This is a genomic window from Pseudomonas sp. FGI182, assembly GCF_000511325.1.
Classification (GTDB): Bacteria; Pseudomonadota; Gammaproteobacteria; order Pseudomonadales; family Pseudomonadaceae; genus Aquipseudomonas; species Aquipseudomonas putida_Z.
In genome coordinates this window covers 2,070,726-2,084,285 of sequence record NZ_CP007012.1, presented here as the reverse complement: position 1 = coordinate 2,084,285, position 13,560 = coordinate 2,070,726, and the positions used below count along the sequence as shown (strand labels likewise).

The 13,560-nt window shown below is 61.7% G+C and carries 11 protein-coding genes, 2 tRNA genes and 2 riboswitches; of the genes, 5 read left to right on the top strand and 8 right to left on the bottom strand.

The window, feature by feature from the left end; genetic code table 11:
- Window positions 1-12: 12 nt before the first annotated feature.
- The 5 genes from C163_RS09355 to C163_RS09335 all read right to left on the bottom strand — a co-directional run bounded on the left by C163_RS09355 (window position 13) and on the right by C163_RS09335 (window position 4,555).
- Window positions 13-1,128, bottom strand: a complete 1,116-nt coding sequence (locus C163_RS09355) for a glycosyltransferase family 61 protein (RefSeq protein ID WP_025338524.1) — start codon at window positions 1,126-1,128, stop codon at window positions 13-15.
- 33 nt (window positions 1,129-1,161) lie between these two features.
- Window positions 1,162-2,304, bottom strand: a complete 1,143-nt coding sequence (locus C163_RS09350) for a hypothetical protein (protein WP_025338523.1) — start codon at window positions 2,302-2,304, stop codon at window positions 1,162-1,164.
- Between the two features lie 356 nt (window positions 2,305-2,660).
- Window positions 2,661-4,031, bottom strand: a complete 1,371-nt coding sequence (locus tag C163_RS09345) for an oligosaccharide flippase family protein (protein WP_025338522.1) — start codon at window positions 4,029-4,031, stop codon at window positions 2,661-2,663.
- A 168-nt stretch (window positions 4,032-4,199) separates the two neighbouring features.
- A tRNA-Val gene (locus C163_RS09340) sits at window positions 4,200-4,276 on the bottom strand.
- A 202-nt stretch (window positions 4,277-4,478) separates the two neighbouring features.
- Window positions 4,479-4,555 (bottom strand) — tRNA-Val (locus C163_RS09335).
- A gap of 203 nt (window positions 4,556-4,758) precedes the next feature.
- Between C163_RS09335 and C163_RS09330 the strand changes: the two genes are divergently transcribed.
- On the top strand, window positions 4,759-6,042 hold the full coding sequence (locus C163_RS09330) for an FAD-binding oxidoreductase (RefSeq protein WP_025338521.1): 1,284 nt from the start codon (window positions 4,759-4,761) through the stop codon (window positions 6,040-6,042).
- 111 nt (window positions 6,043-6,153) lie between these two features.
- Here the strand turns inward: C163_RS09330 and C163_RS09325 are convergent, their stop codons facing one another.
- Window positions 6,154-6,888, bottom strand: a complete 735-nt coding sequence (locus tag C163_RS09325) for a peptidase C39 family protein (protein ID WP_025338520.1) — start codon at window positions 6,886-6,888, stop codon at window positions 6,154-6,156.
- 165 nt (window positions 6,889-7,053) lie between these two features.
- Here C163_RS09325 and C163_RS27300 point away from each other — a divergent pair, with 165 nt between their 5' ends.
- A complete protein-coding gene (locus tag C163_RS27300) occupies window positions 7,054-7,230 on the top strand; it encodes a hypothetical protein (protein WP_167506588.1) in 177 nt (58 codons plus the stop codon).
- Between the two features lie 131 nt (window positions 7,231-7,361).
- Here the strand turns inward: C163_RS27300 and C163_RS09320 are convergent, their stop codons facing one another.
- Window positions 7,362-8,114, bottom strand: a complete 753-nt coding sequence (locus C163_RS09320; protein WP_003260907.1) for a TerC family protein — start codon at window positions 8,112-8,114, stop codon at window positions 7,362-7,364.
- Between the two features lie 29 nt (window positions 8,115-8,143).
- Window positions 8,144-8,383, bottom strand: coding sequence for a hypothetical protein (locus tag C163_RS09315; RefSeq protein ID WP_025338519.1), 240 nt, complete (start codon window positions 8,381-8,383; stop codon window positions 8,144-8,146).
- Window positions 8,384-8,517: 134 nt separating this feature from the next.
- Here C163_RS09315 and nhaR point away from each other — a divergent pair, with 134 nt between their 5' ends.
- The 3 genes from nhaR (at window position 8,518) to C163_RS09300 (ending at window position 13,260) form a co-directional block, all read left to right on the top strand.
- Window positions 8,518-9,411 carry a transcriptional activator NhaR gene (gene nhaR, locus C163_RS09310; protein ID WP_015269780.1) on the top strand — a complete coding sequence of 298 codons (894 nt, stop codon included), beginning with the start codon at window positions 8,518-8,520 and terminating at the stop codon, window positions 9,409-9,411.
- Between the two features lie 35 nt (window positions 9,412-9,446).
- Window positions 9,447-9,655, top strand: a riboswitch (cobalamin riboswitch).
- 108 nt (window positions 9,656-9,763) lie between these two features.
- Window positions 9,764-11,890 (top strand): TonB-dependent siderophore receptor, encoded by a 2,127-nt coding sequence (locus C163_RS09305; protein ID WP_025338518.1) that lies wholly within the window; start codon window positions 9,764-9,766, stop codon window positions 11,888-11,890.
- A 203-nt stretch (window positions 11,891-12,093) separates the two neighbouring features.
- Window positions 12,094-13,260, top strand: coding sequence for a DUF1624 domain-containing protein (locus C163_RS09300; RefSeq protein ID WP_025338517.1), 1,167 nt, complete (start codon window positions 12,094-12,096; stop codon window positions 13,258-13,260).
- Between the two features lie 28 nt (window positions 13,261-13,288).
- Window positions 13,289-13,487: riboswitch (cobalamin riboswitch) on the top strand.
- The last annotated feature ends 73 nt before the right edge of the window (window positions 13,488-13,560 follow it).

The following is a 13,560-nucleotide window of genomic DNA, read 5'->3' as shown; positions in this document are numbered from 1 at the left end:
TGCCTTGCCCTGTCATGACGGCAGCAGATCCAAGGTCCGTTCGAGCTCATCGAGGTCGATGCGGAAGCCGCTGCCATCAGGTATCCCGACCACAAAGCCGAAATGCTGTTGATCGCGATCAGTCAGGTACTTGTAGAAGCAGACAAAGCGATCAGGTGGCTGCAGCGTCAGCACCGAAGCGCCGGGCGACAGCACATTCATACCGTGGATGAGCTGGCTGCCTTCGACGCCCACCACTACCCTCGCCCCGGCACAGGTTTCCACGATGGTTGCCAGGTCGCCCCCCAAAGGGGCAAGGATGCGAAAGCCGCGATGTTTTTGCAGATGTTCGGCAATCTGTAGTTCGTTGCGCAGCAGGCGCAGATCTCCGTCACAGCCCCGCAAGATGAAAACCCCCGGGTGGGACTGGTAATTTACCCGCGACAACAACTTTTGGCCCATGGCGCGGTATCGCTCGGACTGGTTTGTGTTGTGGCTGAAGTCATCGAACAGCACCAACTCTCGAAAAAAGGCCGTGTGCAGCCGAAGCGGATGCATGCCAAGCCATTCTTCGTACTGCGCAGCCTGGGAAAAAAGGGGGAACCTGCCGGAGGGTGCCGTGGTGACCGGCACGCCTTCGTTACGGGCCAAAGCATATGTGACGCAATCCTCGGCCAGCCACGTTCCAAACCAGCGGTTGCCGTAACGTGAACAATAAGCGGCCCCACGCTCGATCTCTTGCTCCACGACGATTCGCGGCAACCCGTTGGGCCGGTCAGACAGCCAGAAGCTGGCATTGTTCTTGTAGAGTGCGCCATCGATCAGAATGACGTCCTTGATCAGATAGCCCTTGGTAGGGGCCTGTGCGACGCTGCCCAGCCCCTCCATGGTCCGCCGCGGATGCTCGAAAGGAAAGAAACGTTTCGCTTCCCAGCCGGTCACTCGCTCCAACTGATTCGGCAGAAAGAAAGCGGGAGGCGCTGGGGTGACCTCGGCCGGGGCGATATCCCAAGTCCTGACCGCAAGGTTCTTCAGGTTCTCCGACGGCTTTCGTACCAGCCGCTTTCTTGCGAGGTACTTGTATGCGGCCAAGCTCCAGCTTTTATGGTCGGATCCCTTCGTCTCTATACCCGAAATGTCGTTCATCATGCAGCGCTCTCATTGAAAGGCTATCTTTCACGCTCAGTTGCACACTACTTTTTCCAGAATGGGAGGGGACTGGAAGTGAGCATATCGATCGCGCAAGTTCTCCAGCAGCAGTTCGCCAGGCGCTTTCGCACAGTAAATGTATATCTTGAATAAGCCACCGAAGACCATTTCACGATAGCGGTCGACAATCTCCTCGTCACTTGGCCCATCCGGCAAACCCAGATGCAGTGTAAGCCTGCTGTCCTCGACGGCAAATAACGGGAACTCCCAGAGAAACTTGGCGATACCGGTCTTCGGCAGCCGGACGAACATATAAGCCTGGTTGCCCAAGGTATCCACATCACCGCCGCGCCGGCGCTTCCATTTCAAAAGCCCATCGTCCGGACGTGCCAGACATTGGCCGATATCGTAATAATCGAAACCCTGCTCGATGGCCCATTCCAGGGCCATGAAGGTAGTGATCGAGTTGACCTCGCGCAGTCGTTTTGGGTCGTTGAAGACGGCCTCCGGGTAGCCAAAGCGAAGCGTGCTCCAATAGCGCTTGCCGGCCCGGGTTATTACACAACCGAAATGACAGGCTACAACCTCCTCGCCTTTCATCACGAGGTCGAGCCGGCCAACGGTCTGGGCGATGCGCAACACTTCCTGGGAGTCGAATTGTTTGGCATGCAGGCCATGCCGCGCCTGGGCATAAGGCTGCAACATTTCCCGGTCGGCCTTGCCAATCTCCTCGTCCGTCAGCACCTGCTGCATGCGGTACAGCGGCCGACACTTGCGGATGTTGCGGCGCAGTTCACCGTCGTAGCGGGCGATGATCTCCTCCAGCGGACGCCCCAGGGGGATGATGGCACTCAGGTAATGGGGCACGTACAGGGCACCTGCACTGGGCATCTCGCTGATCAACACCCTATGGGACGCGGCGCCAGGCTGTTGCGCGCTATCGCCGGATTTGGTGTCGACCTCGGGTTTACCGCCGATGAGCAGCTTGGCCATCTCCTTGCGGCTCTTTCGACCGACATATAAGACTTCGTAGTCGTTACTTGTCTGCAGCCGAAAACTGGTAATTTCCCAGCGCCACAAACACGCGCGCCCCATTATATCCTGGGCCCAAATCAAGAACTTTCTTATTTCGAAGCGCATCGACGGCGTTATGAGCTTTCGTATGTGCTCTCTCATTTCATGTCCTTGGAGCGTATCCAGTTAACAGGCAATAAGTGCTGCCAAATAAACACCCAATAACCTTCGGCACTTAAACGCCACAGGCTGCCATATACCAAAAGATTAAAGATCTGCAAAAAAGATCTGTCAAGACACGCTTAATCATTGATTATTCAATGATTAGCCAGTGGAAACCGTATGTTTTATGGCGCCATTTTTTCTACTTGTGAATATGGCGAAAGATAACAACGGCATACCTGACCGTGCGGTCTCTGGGGCCGCCTGATGCAGCCTCCCCTCCCAGGCGCTGGAACCTTTCGCGGCCCATGTGTCTACCGACCACACGCTCACCTGCCTGCGCCTTCACGGCCCAATCAGGTGAACAGGCTGGTTATCATTTCACCGAAAAAGACGCCGATCAGCAGGGCAGGCAGTACTACAACCTCGCGCTTCAGGTCCAGCAGACCCAGCTTGCGGTTGACAGGAAAAATCAGGAAAAGCGTGAAGAAGGTATGCAGCGCCACACCCCAGATGGCATAGCTCACGCCACCGATGGCCATGAGGACCGGCAGTAGGATAAACAGCGAAACGACCCGGATGATGTTGTCCATCGCCACGTATTTGGTCAGCCCCAGGGCCAACCAGAGCTGGTGTGCCAGCGTGAAGCGCAAGGTGAAAAGAGAGAGCGAGAGAATGGCCATGGTATTGCCGGCGCCGGCATAACGGTCGTCGTACAGCCAACTGATCAACAGCGGGCTGGCAGTCAGCAAAAAACCGCAAGCGAACAGCGAGGTCAGGTCGAACAGCACCCTGGAGCGGTAGTAAAGGCTGCGCACCCGCTCTTTGTCGCCACTTCTCGTTGCCTCACTGAAGGCCGGCAAGGCGACTGCCCCCGCCAGCCGCAGCAGGACCGACTGAATCGCCCCGAGGATGGCGACAGCGATGGAATAGACCCCTAGTTCCGCGACCGACATACTTCCGCCGAACCAGATCCGGTCACCCTGCATCGCCAGCACCCCTACGGAGGACGACAACAAGATCCAGCGTCCGTAATCGAACACCTCGCGCAGCGCGGCGGGGTCCCATCGCAGGCGGTTGCGCGGCCCTTGGAATACCAAGTGACTGAGTACGGTGAAAACCAGTGTGCTCAGCAGCCCCGCCGCCACCAATGACCAGATGGAGCGGGTGAGATAGCCTGCCACGAGCATCACGATCAAACCGACAAACTGTGCAATCAGTTCGGCGATCACTACCTTCTTCTGCTGGAAGACACGGATGGCCACATCGACCTTGGGCGACTGGAAGCCATAGATGATCGCGGCGAACCCAGACAAAGCCAGCACCATCGGTAGCTCTGGAGCGGCGTAGGTGGAATGGGCCGGCCACAGTTCGATGTACTGCGTGAATTTTGCCCCCAGGGCCAATAGCAACGTCAGAAGGAACAGCACAAACCCACGGATGACTTGCACCGTCCACACGGTATCGAGAAACAGCGGTTCGTCGCCGCGCGAGCTCTGAATGACGTTCGGCCGCAGCCCAACATCGGAAAGCAGTTGCAGCACCACTGAAACAGTGGTTGCAATGGCCATCACGCCGAACATTTCCGGCACGAGCAAGCGGGTGATCACCAGATTGCCGCCCAGCCGCATGACCTGGGAAGCAAAGACAGCGAGAAGGTTCAACGCACTGGCCAACATGGCTCGTTTGCGCAGGCTCAACGGAAGCGACACATCAATCGAAGGCATAGCCGCATCTCTGACCCCATCGCTAGAGACTCACTATAGTCGCAATTCGCTATGCGGTTATACGACGAGGCTGTAGCGCGTGAAGTCGCCCTTCGTTGGGCACGACAAAAACAAAAGGGCGACCCCTTGGGGTCGCCCTTTTGATGCCCGGAAACCGGGACTTTTGTTTGGTAGGCACAATTGGACTCGAACCAACGACCCCCACCATGTCAAGGTGGTGCTCTAACCAACTGAGCTATGTGCCTGTCGTGTGGTGCGCATATTAGTGATCGAATGCGTACCTGTAAAGCGTTTTTTTGAGAAAAATCAAAAACTTTCGAGTTTTCTACACATGGGGCCACCTTGCCGGAGCACGGCATTGGTCGGATGGGCTGCGCACCAGCCCCTGGCCGCATAAAATCACAATGAAAAAAGGGGTGACCCTTTCGGATCACCCCTTTTTCGATTTGGTAGGCACAATTGGACTCGAACCAACGACCCCCACCATGTCAAGGTGGTGCTCTAACCAACTGAGCTATGTGCCTGTCGTGTGGTGCGCATTCTACCCATTCCAAAAACCCTGTCAACATTTTTTTTCGCGCTAACCTACTGAATCTTAAACCCTTTATAGAAAGGCGTGCTGACGGGGACCGAGTAAAGGATTTTCAACGGACGACTAGCGGGTGTTTATTATTATTGATAGCATCGGTACATTCGTTAAAAATATAAAACACGAGGTTCCTGCAGCATGGCTAACACCCCCTACCCCCAGTCCTACTACGCCGCCTCGGCCAACCCGGTGCCGCCACGTCCGGCGCTGCAGGGTGAGGTGGAAACCGATGTGTGCATCATCGGCGCCGGCTACACCGGCCTGTCCAGCGCCCTGTTCCTGCTGGAGAACGGCTTCAAGGTGAGCATCGTCGAAGCGGCCAAGGTCGGCTTCGGCGCATCGGGCCGCAACGGTGGCCAGATCGTCAACAGCTACAGCCGCGACATCGACGTCATCGAACGCACCGTCGGCCCCAAGCAGGCCCAGCTGCTGGGCCAGATGGCCTTCGAAGGCGGGCGCATCATTCGTGAGCGCGTGGCCAAGTACAACATCCAGTGCGACCTGAAGGACGGTGGCGTGTTCGCTGCCCTCACCAGCAAGCAGATGGGCCACCTGGAGTCGCAAAAGCGCCTGTGGGAACGCTTCGGCCACAACCAGCTGGAGCTGATGGACCAGAAGCGCATCCGCGAAGTGGTCGCCTGCGACAACTATGTGGGCGGCATGCTGGACATGAGCGGCGGCCACATCCACCCGCTGAACCTGGCCCTGGGCGAAGCCGCCGCGGTCGAGTCGCTGGGCGGCATCATCTATGAACAAACCCCGGCCGTACGCATCGAGCGTGGCGCCAACCCGGTGGTGCATACCCCGCAGGGCAAGGTCCGCGCCAAGTTCATCATCGTCGCCGGCAACGCCTACCTGGGCAACCTGGTGCCGGAACTGGCCAGCAAATCCATGCCATGCGGCACCCAGGTGATCACCACCGAGCCGCTGGGCGACGAACTGGCGCGCACCCTGCTACCGCAGGACTACTGCGTCGAGGACTGCAACTACCTGCTCGACTACTACCGCCTGACCAGCGACAAGCGCCTGATCTTCGGTGGTGGCGTGGTGTACGGCGCGCGTGACCCGGCCAACATCGAGGCGATCATCCGTCCGAAGATGCTCAAGGCCTTCCCGCAGCTGCAGAACGTGAAGATCGACTACGCCTGGACCGGCAACTTCCTGCTGACCCTGTCGCGCCTGCCGCAGGTTGGCCGTATCGGCGACAACATCTACTACTCCCAGGGCTGCTCGGGTCACGGCGTGACCTACACCCACCTGGCGGGCAAGGTGCTGGCCGAGGCCATGCGCGGCCAGGCCGAGCGCTTCGACGCCTTCGCCGGCCTGCCGCACTACCCGTTCCCGGGTGGCCAGATGCTGCGTGTGCCGTTCAGCGCCATTGGTGCCTGGTACTACAGCCTGCGCGATCGCCTGGGCTTCTGATGTAGGCAGGGCTGGCCTCTTCGCGGGCACGCCCGCTCCCACAGGACTTGTGCCGGTTGCACGGCCCCTGTGGGAGCGGGCGTGCCCGCGAAAGGGCCGGTACAGACAAAGCTATTTGTTCAGGCTACTCACAGCCTGCTTCGCCGCAATCTCCTGCCCCGCCCGCGCCAGTTCATCCGCAGCCTGCAACCAGCGCTGGCGGTCCACCTGGGCCGGCAATTGCCGCGGTGGCTGCACCAGCACCGCCCAACTCCCAAGCTTCGCCCACGCCGAGGCAAAGTCATCGAACGCCATCAGCTGCCGCCGGTGCATGCCCGAGCGCAACAGCACCCGCTGCTTGTAGCGGTCGTAGCCGATCAGCACGGCATAGCGTGGCTCGCTCCACCAGGCCGAACCATCCTCGTAACGCAGCAGCACCGGGTTGCCCGCCGCCACCTGGGTCAACAGCGCGTCCAGCTGCTTGTCCAGCGGATACACCACCATGCCGTAGTCGCGCGCCACCCGGGGGATGCCGGTGTCCAGCGCCTCGGCGCCCTGGGGCAGGTTTAGCGGCTTGTCCAGCAGCCCCGGCGTGATCGGAGCCCCCTGTTGCGACAGCACCGCCGCCAATGCCATGGCCCCGCTGTGGTTGGCGTTGCCACGGTAGAACGGCACGCTGCTGATCTCGACCCGCTGCGGCAGGCCCTTGAGGTTGGCGGAGGGTGCGCTGGCACAACCGGCCAGGCTGGCCGCTACCAGGCAGGCCGCCAGCAGCCGACGAGGGATGGTCTTGAAGGAAGGTTGCTGCATGGACACTCGCTTGCTCCAACGCCGGGCAGGCAGCGCCCGGCTCTGGCCACCGATCATAGGTCGGACAGCGGCGCGGGTATAGTCCGACACCGGTTAGGAGCAAATCGGACCAAGCAATAGACCTTTGGTCAATGGAACGTCACAGGCGAGAGACTAGACTAAAGCAGTGTCTGGAAGGCCAGCGTCGGCGACCGAGCGCGGCCCGTAGAGATGGAGGCACAGATGAGCCTGACCATGGCAATCCTCATGCTGGTGGGCATGTGGCTGAGCGTTGCAGCCGCCATGCTATGGGGTGTACTGCGTATCGTGCGGCGTCACTCCCACCACCACCTGCCACCGCAGGCCCCCGCCAAGCCACAGCCTGTGCGTCGGGCGCGGCGGCATGCCGGGGTGCACTGACTACAGATTCTCCCTACTCCCATTCGCGGGCTTGCCCGCTCCCACAGGGACCGCGTAGCTATCTGGCTGACGCGGCACCTGTAGGAGCGGGCAAGCCCGCGAACGGGGCGCAAGCGCCCCGCTTTTTCACATCAACCTTCAGCCGCCTCACGCTTCAACCGCGCCCGACGGGCCAGGATGTTGAGGATCTCGATCGCCGTCGAGAAGGCCATGGCTGCGTACACATAACCCTTCGGTACATGGGCGCCGAAACCTTCGGCGATCAGTGTCATGCCGATCATGATCAGGAAGCCCAGAGCCAGCATCACCACGGTCGGGTTGTCGTTGATGAAGTTGGCCAACGGGTCGGCGGCCACCATCATGACGATCACGGCAGTGATAACGGCAATGATCATGATCGGCAGATGCTCGGTCATGCCCACGGCGGTGATGATGCTGTCGACCGAGAAGACGATGTCCAGCAACAGGATCTGGAAGATCGCCGCGGCAAAGCCCAGGGTAACCGTCGACGACACCTTGGCTTCTTCCTTGGCCCCGTGCGGGTCGACGTTCTCGTGGATTTCCTTGGTCGCCTTCCACAGCAGGAACAGGCCACCGGCAATCAGGATCACGTCCTTCCAGGAGAAGGCATTGCCGAACACTTCGAACACCGGGTCGGTCAGCTGGACAATCCAGGCCACCGTGCTGAGCAACGCCAGGCGCATGACCAAGGCCATGCTGATACCGATACGGCGCGCCTTGGAGCGGTACTCCACCGGCAGCTTGTTGGTCAGGATGGAGATGAAGATCAGGTTGTCGATGCCCAGCACGACTTCCATGGCTACCAGCGTAGCCAGGGCAACCCAGGCGGTAGGGCTAGCGACGAGTTCCAGCAAGTATTCCATTGTTCAAATCCTGCAGCAGCGGTTGGGGGTCAGATTTCCTGGGTGTCTTCTTTCTTGTCGGCGTCCTTGGGCTTGTGCCCTTCGCTGCCGATGGCCTCGCTCAACGCCTGCTGTGCGGCCTTGTTGGTGTCGTCGATGGCCTGCTTGGCCGACTGTGCGGCCTGGTCGAGCATCTGCTGGGCAGATTTCTCGGCCTGCTCGCAACCGGCCAGGGTGAACAGGGCCAAGGCCAGCACCAGCGGCGTGCCGATGGATTTGAGTTGCAGCATGGGTTCCTCGCTTTTCATGTTCCGGCGGCGCACACGGCGCCTGATGGAGTCGTATTCTAAAGAGCGCAACACATCCGGAAAATTCGTATTTTCAGCGGTTATACTTCGGTTTTTACGATTCCGGAAACATACCGATGCTCAACTATCGGCAGTTGCACTACTTCTGGGCCGTGGCCAAGACCGGCAGCATCGCCCGCGCCAGCGAACAGTTGAACCTGACCCCGCAAACCATCAGCGGGCAGATCAGTCTGTTCGAACAGACCTACGGCCTGGAGTTGTTCCAGCGCGTGGGGCGCCAGCTGGAACTGACCGAAACAGGGCGCCAGACGCTGATCTATGCCGAGCAGATGTTCCAGCTGGGTAGCGAGCTGGAGGCCATGCTGCGGGCCGGCCCGCAGGAGCAGATCCTGTTCCGCGTGGGCGTGGCGGACGTGGTGCCCAAGTCCATCGTCTACCGCCTGCTGGCACCGACCATGGAGCTGGACGACGTGCTGCGTATCAACTGCCGCGAAGACAAGCTCGAACGGCTGCTGGCCGACCTGGCGATCCAGCGCCTGGACCTGGTGATTTCCGACAGCCCCATGCCCAGCCACCTGGACATCAAGGGTTATAGCCAGAAGCTGGGCGAGTGTGGGTTGAGCTTCTTCGCCACCCCGGCGCTGGCACAACGCCTGGAAGGCCCCTTCCCCGCCTGCCTGCAGGATGCGCCATTGCTTATCCCCGGGCAGGAAACCGTGGTACGCAGCCGCCTGCTGCGCTGGCTGGGTGAACAGCAGGTGCAGCCACGGATCGTGGGCGAGTTCGATGACAGTGCCTTGATGCAGGCGTTCGGGCAGTCGGGCAGCGGCATCTTCGTCGCGCCCAGCGTGATCGCCGAGGAAGTGTGCCGCCAGTATGGCGTGGAGCTGATCGGGCAGACCGAGGCGGTGCACGAGTCGTTCTATGCCATTTCGGTAGAGCGCAAGGTCAAGCACCCGGGGATCGTGGCGATTACCGAGGGGGCGCGACGAGAGTTGTTTCATTGGTAGCAGGCAGATTTGACGCCTCCCGCGTTTCAATGGTCATATGCCCGCCAGTTTCAGGTGCCCTGCGCCGCCGCGCGCAGGGTGAAACGGGAAGCCGGTGCGTCGTGTTGCCCACGACAAGTCCGGCGCTGCCCCCGCAACGGTAAGCGAGCGAACCCTTCGAGATACCACTGTGCACATGCATGGGAAGGTGAAGGTTTCATGCCCCTCGCAAGCCCGGAGACCGGCCTGGAGCTTCACTTGGCAACCCGCGGTGGGCGGGCGCAGGCCGGTATCCGTGCGTGCGCCTGCGTGCACGGTGCGCCTTTGCGTGTTTTCCACCGGGATCCATTCATTCCTGCAGTAGTGGAACGACATGTCCCGTATCTTCAAGCTTCACCCCCTGGCGGCCTGCCTGGCCGTATCCCTGCCGGCCCTGGCCGATGACCTCGAGCGACAGCCACTGGCCCTGCCCTCCACGGCCATCACCGACACCCAAGGCAGCCACCCCATCGACCTGACCACCCCGACCCAGGCGGGCTCGCGCCTGGGCCTCAGCGCCCTGGAGACACCGGCCAGCACCAGCAGCATCAGCGCCGAGCAGATCCAGCAGCGCAACAACCTCACCGTACAGGACGCGGTAACCCGCTCACCGGGCATCAGCTACATCGGCTCCCCGGGCGACGGCGGCACGGGCCTGTCCGCCCGCGGCTTTACCGGGCACAACTCGGTGATGACCCTGTTCGACGGCGCACGCCTGTACACCGGTGCCGGTACCCAGACGTTCCCGGTCGACCCGTGGATGGTCGAGCGCATCGATGTGATTCGCGGCCCGGCCTCGGTGCTGTATGGCGAAGGCGCCACCGGTGCGGTGGTCAACGTGGTCCCGAAAAAGCCGTTTGCCGGCGAGGTACGCAACCACCTGCGCCTGGGCTACGGTTCGTGGGACCGCCAGCAGCTCGGCCTGGACAGCGGCGGCAGCCTCGGTGAGCGCCTGAGCTACCGCCTGGCCCTGAACCAGCAAACCGGTAACGGCTGGGTCGACCGCACCCCGTCACGCAGCCTGGCGCTGAGCGCCGCGCTGCGCTTCGATGCCAGCGACGACCTCAGCTTCACCCTCGCCCACGACCGCGGCGATGCGCAGCCTGCCAACTACTACGGCACCCCGCTGATCGACGGCCACTACCGCAGCAGCCTGCGCAAGAAGAACTACAACGTGCAGGACGATGTGCAGCACTACGTCGATGAATGGACCCGCCTGAACACCGACTGGACGTTGAGCGACCACCTCAGCGCCAGCAACCAGCTGTACTACATCAAGAGCCGCCGTCACTGGCGCAATGCCGAGGAGTACAGCTGGGATGCCGGGCGCCAGCAGCTGCTGCGCGGCAGCTACCTGCAGATCAAGCACAACCAGGAACAGTTCGGCGATCGCCAGGCCTTCACCCTCGACCACACGCTGTTCGGCCTGGCCAGCAAGACCGTGGTCGGCGCCGAGTACAACAAGGTCCGCTTCAACGTCGACAGCAACGCGCCCTACAACGATGTGGGCGGTGACTACGTCGACCCTTGGCAGCCACAACCGGGTTGGTTCCACAGCGCCTCGCCGCTGCGCCCGCAAACGCTGTCCACCACCCACACCTTTGCCCTGTTCGCCGAAAACCGCCTGCAGTTGAGCGATCGCCTGTCCCTGGTCACCGGCGTGCGCCGCGACCAGAACCACATCGTCCAGGAGAAACTGACCACCGACAGCCGCAGCGACCGCAGCCTGCAAGGGGGCAACTGGCGTGCCGGGCTGGTGTTTGCGGTCAGCGACGACCTGTCGCTGTATGGCCAGTACTCCACCAGCGAGGACGGGGTCGACAACCTCATCAGCCTCAGCGCCAACCAGATGCACTACGACCTGACCGAGGCCAGGCAGACCGAGGTGGGCCTGAAGCAGCGCTTCTGGGAGGGGCGTGGCGAATGGACATTGGCGGCCTACCACATCGTCAAGAAGAAGCTGCTGGTGGATGACCCTATCACCCACGAGAAGCAACAGGCTGGCCAGCAGACGTCCGACGGCCTGGAGGCAACCCTGGAACTGGCGCTGGCGCACCAGTGGCAGGTGTCGGCCAACGCGGCGATCGTGCGCGCCAGGTATGACGACTTCGACGAAATGGTCGGCGGCGTGGCGCAGGACCGTGCGGGCAATCGCCCGGCCAATGTCCCGCGGCGTACCGCCAACCTGTGGCTGAGCAAAGGCTTCGGCCAGCAACTGGAGGCCGGTATTGGCGCGCGCTATGTGGACGAACGATATGCCAATACCGCCAACACCCAGAGCGCCCCCGGCTACACCGTGGTCGATGCCGACATCGGCTGGCAGGTGTTGCCGGATGTGCGGCTGGGGTTGCAGTTGAACAACCTGTTCGACCGTGAGTATGTGCAGTCGGCGTTCAGTGGCCAGCAGTGGCTGATGGGGATGCCACGGTCGTACTTTGCGACGGTGGATTACAGCTTCTGATCTGCACTGCCTGCACCGGCCTCTTCGCGGGCTTGCCCGCTCCCACAGGTACTGCACAGATTTCAGAATGGGTGAAATTCCTGTGGGAGCGGGCAAGCCCGCGAAAGGGCCGGTACAGGCACCACAAAAACAGTTACCAACTCACTACCATTTAGTTATAAGATAACGTTTCAGTTGACATCAATTCCTATCAGCGACCTCCCATGACAAGCGCCAGCGCCACCCCCACCCTGCTCAACCAGCGCCTGCAGAGCATCGATGCCCTGCGCGGCCTGGTGATCCTGTTCATGCTCCTGGACCATGTCCGCGAAACCTTCTTCCTGCACCGCCAGGTCAGCGACCCGATGGCCATCGATACCACCGAGCCTTCGCTGTTCTTCAGCCGCACCCTGGCCCACCTCTGCGCGCCGGTGTTCGTCATGCTGACCGGCCTGTCGGCCTGGCTGTACGGCGAGAAACACCAGGGCCGCGGCGATGTCTCGGCGTTCCTGTTCAAGCGCGGGCTGTTCCTGGTGGTGCTGGAATTCACCCTGGTCAACTTCGCCTGGACCTTCCAGCTGCCGCCCAGCGTCATCTACCTGCAGGTGATCTGGGCCATCGGCGTGAGCATGATCGCCCTGTCCCTGCTGGTCTGGCTGCCACGTGCCGCCCTGATCACCCTGGGCGCAATCATCATCGCCGGCCACAACCTGCTCGACGGCCTGCACTTCGGCGCCGAATCCGCCCTGCATGTGCCATGGGCGATCCTGCATGACCGGGGTTGGCTGGAGTTCTCCGAAAACCTGCGCCTGCGCACCTCCTACCCGGTGCTGCCGTGGATCGGTGTCATCGCCCTGGGCTACGGCCTGGGCCCGTGGTTCGCCCGTGGCAGCGCGGCCGGCCAACGCCAGCATCGCCTGCTGCTGGCCGGGTTGATCGCGCTGCTGGGCTTTGTCGTGTTGCGCCTGGTCAACGGCTACGGCGAGGCGCCGTGGAGCGCTTACCCGACCGTCACGCAAACCCTGATGAGCTTCTTCAACATCACCAAGTACCCGCCGTCGCTGCTGTTCCTGGCCCTGACCCTGGGCTGTGGCCTGCTGTTGCTGCGCGCCTTCGAACGCGCCGGCCAGGCCCGCTGGATCAGTGCCCTGGCGGTGTTCGGCGCGGCACCGATGTTCTTCTACCTGCTGCACCTGTATGTGCTGAAGCTGCTGTACCTGGCCAGCGTGGCGCTGTTCGGCCGCAACCATGGCGACTACTTCGGCTTCGACGGCATCGCCGCGGTGTGGCTGGGGGCAGCGCTGCTGACAGTTTCGCTGTACCTGCCGGTGCGCTGGTTCGCCCGCCTGAAGGCGCGGCGGCGCGACATCACCTGGCTGAAGTACTTCTGAAAAGCGTTTTCACCCGGCGGCACGATGGTCTACCATGCCGGCCGCCGGTTTCCACCACGGAATCAATAGGGAATCCCAGGCCCGCCAAATCGGGCCAAACGGAACTGCCCCCGCAACTGTAGGTGCCGAGCCTGCTCCATCGATGCCACTGGGCCACGAACCCGGGAAGGCCGGAGCCAGGCCATGACGCACCAGTCAGGAGACCTGCCGGCCTACATTCACCAACCGGCGGGGTGTCCGGGATTGGCCATCAGTGTTGCCCCTGCCGCCAGCGGGGGCTCGGCGATGCCTGTCCGTGCG

Bases quoted from the DNA above. Each gene is read 5' to 3' on its own strand.
- C163_RS09355 (WP_025338524.1), bottom strand. From the start codon at position 1,128: ATGATGAACGACATTTCGGGTATAGAGACGAAGGGATCCGACCATAAA.
- C163_RS09350 (WP_025338523.1), bottom strand. From the start codon at position 2,304: ATGAGAGAGCACATACGAAAGCTCATAACGCCGTCGATGCGCTTCGAA.
- C163_RS09345 (WP_025338522.1), bottom strand. From the start codon at position 4,031: ATGCCTTCGATTGATGTGTCGCTTCCGTTGAGCCTGCGCAAACGAGCC.
- C163_RS09330 (WP_025338521.1), top strand. From the start codon at position 4,759: ATGGCTAACACCCCCTACCCCCAGTCCTACTACGCCGCCTCGGCCAAC.
- C163_RS09325 (WP_025338520.1), bottom strand. From the start codon at position 6,888: ATGATCGGTGGCCAGAGCCGGGCGCTGCCTGCCCGGCGTTGGAGCAAG.
- C163_RS27300 (WP_167506588.1), top strand. From the start codon at position 7,054: ATGAGCCTGACCATGGCAATCCTCATGCTGGTGGGCATGTGGCTGAGC.
- C163_RS09320 (WP_003260907.1), bottom strand. From the start codon at position 8,114: ATGGAATACTTGCTGGAACTCGTCGCTAGCCCTACCGCCTGGGTTGCC.
- C163_RS09315 (WP_025338519.1), bottom strand. From the start codon at position 8,383: ATGCTGCAACTCAAATCCATCGGCACGCCGCTGGTGCTGGCCTTGGCC.
- nhaR (WP_015269780.1), top strand. From the start codon at position 8,518: ATGCTCAACTATCGGCAGTTGCACTACTTCTGGGCCGTGGCCAAGACC.
- C163_RS09305 (WP_025338518.1), top strand. From the start codon at position 9,764: ATGTCCCGTATCTTCAAGCTTCACCCCCTGGCGGCCTGCCTGGCCGTA.
- C163_RS09300 (WP_025338517.1), top strand. From the start codon at position 12,094: ATGACAAGCGCCAGCGCCACCCCCACCCTGCTCAACCAGCGCCTGCAG.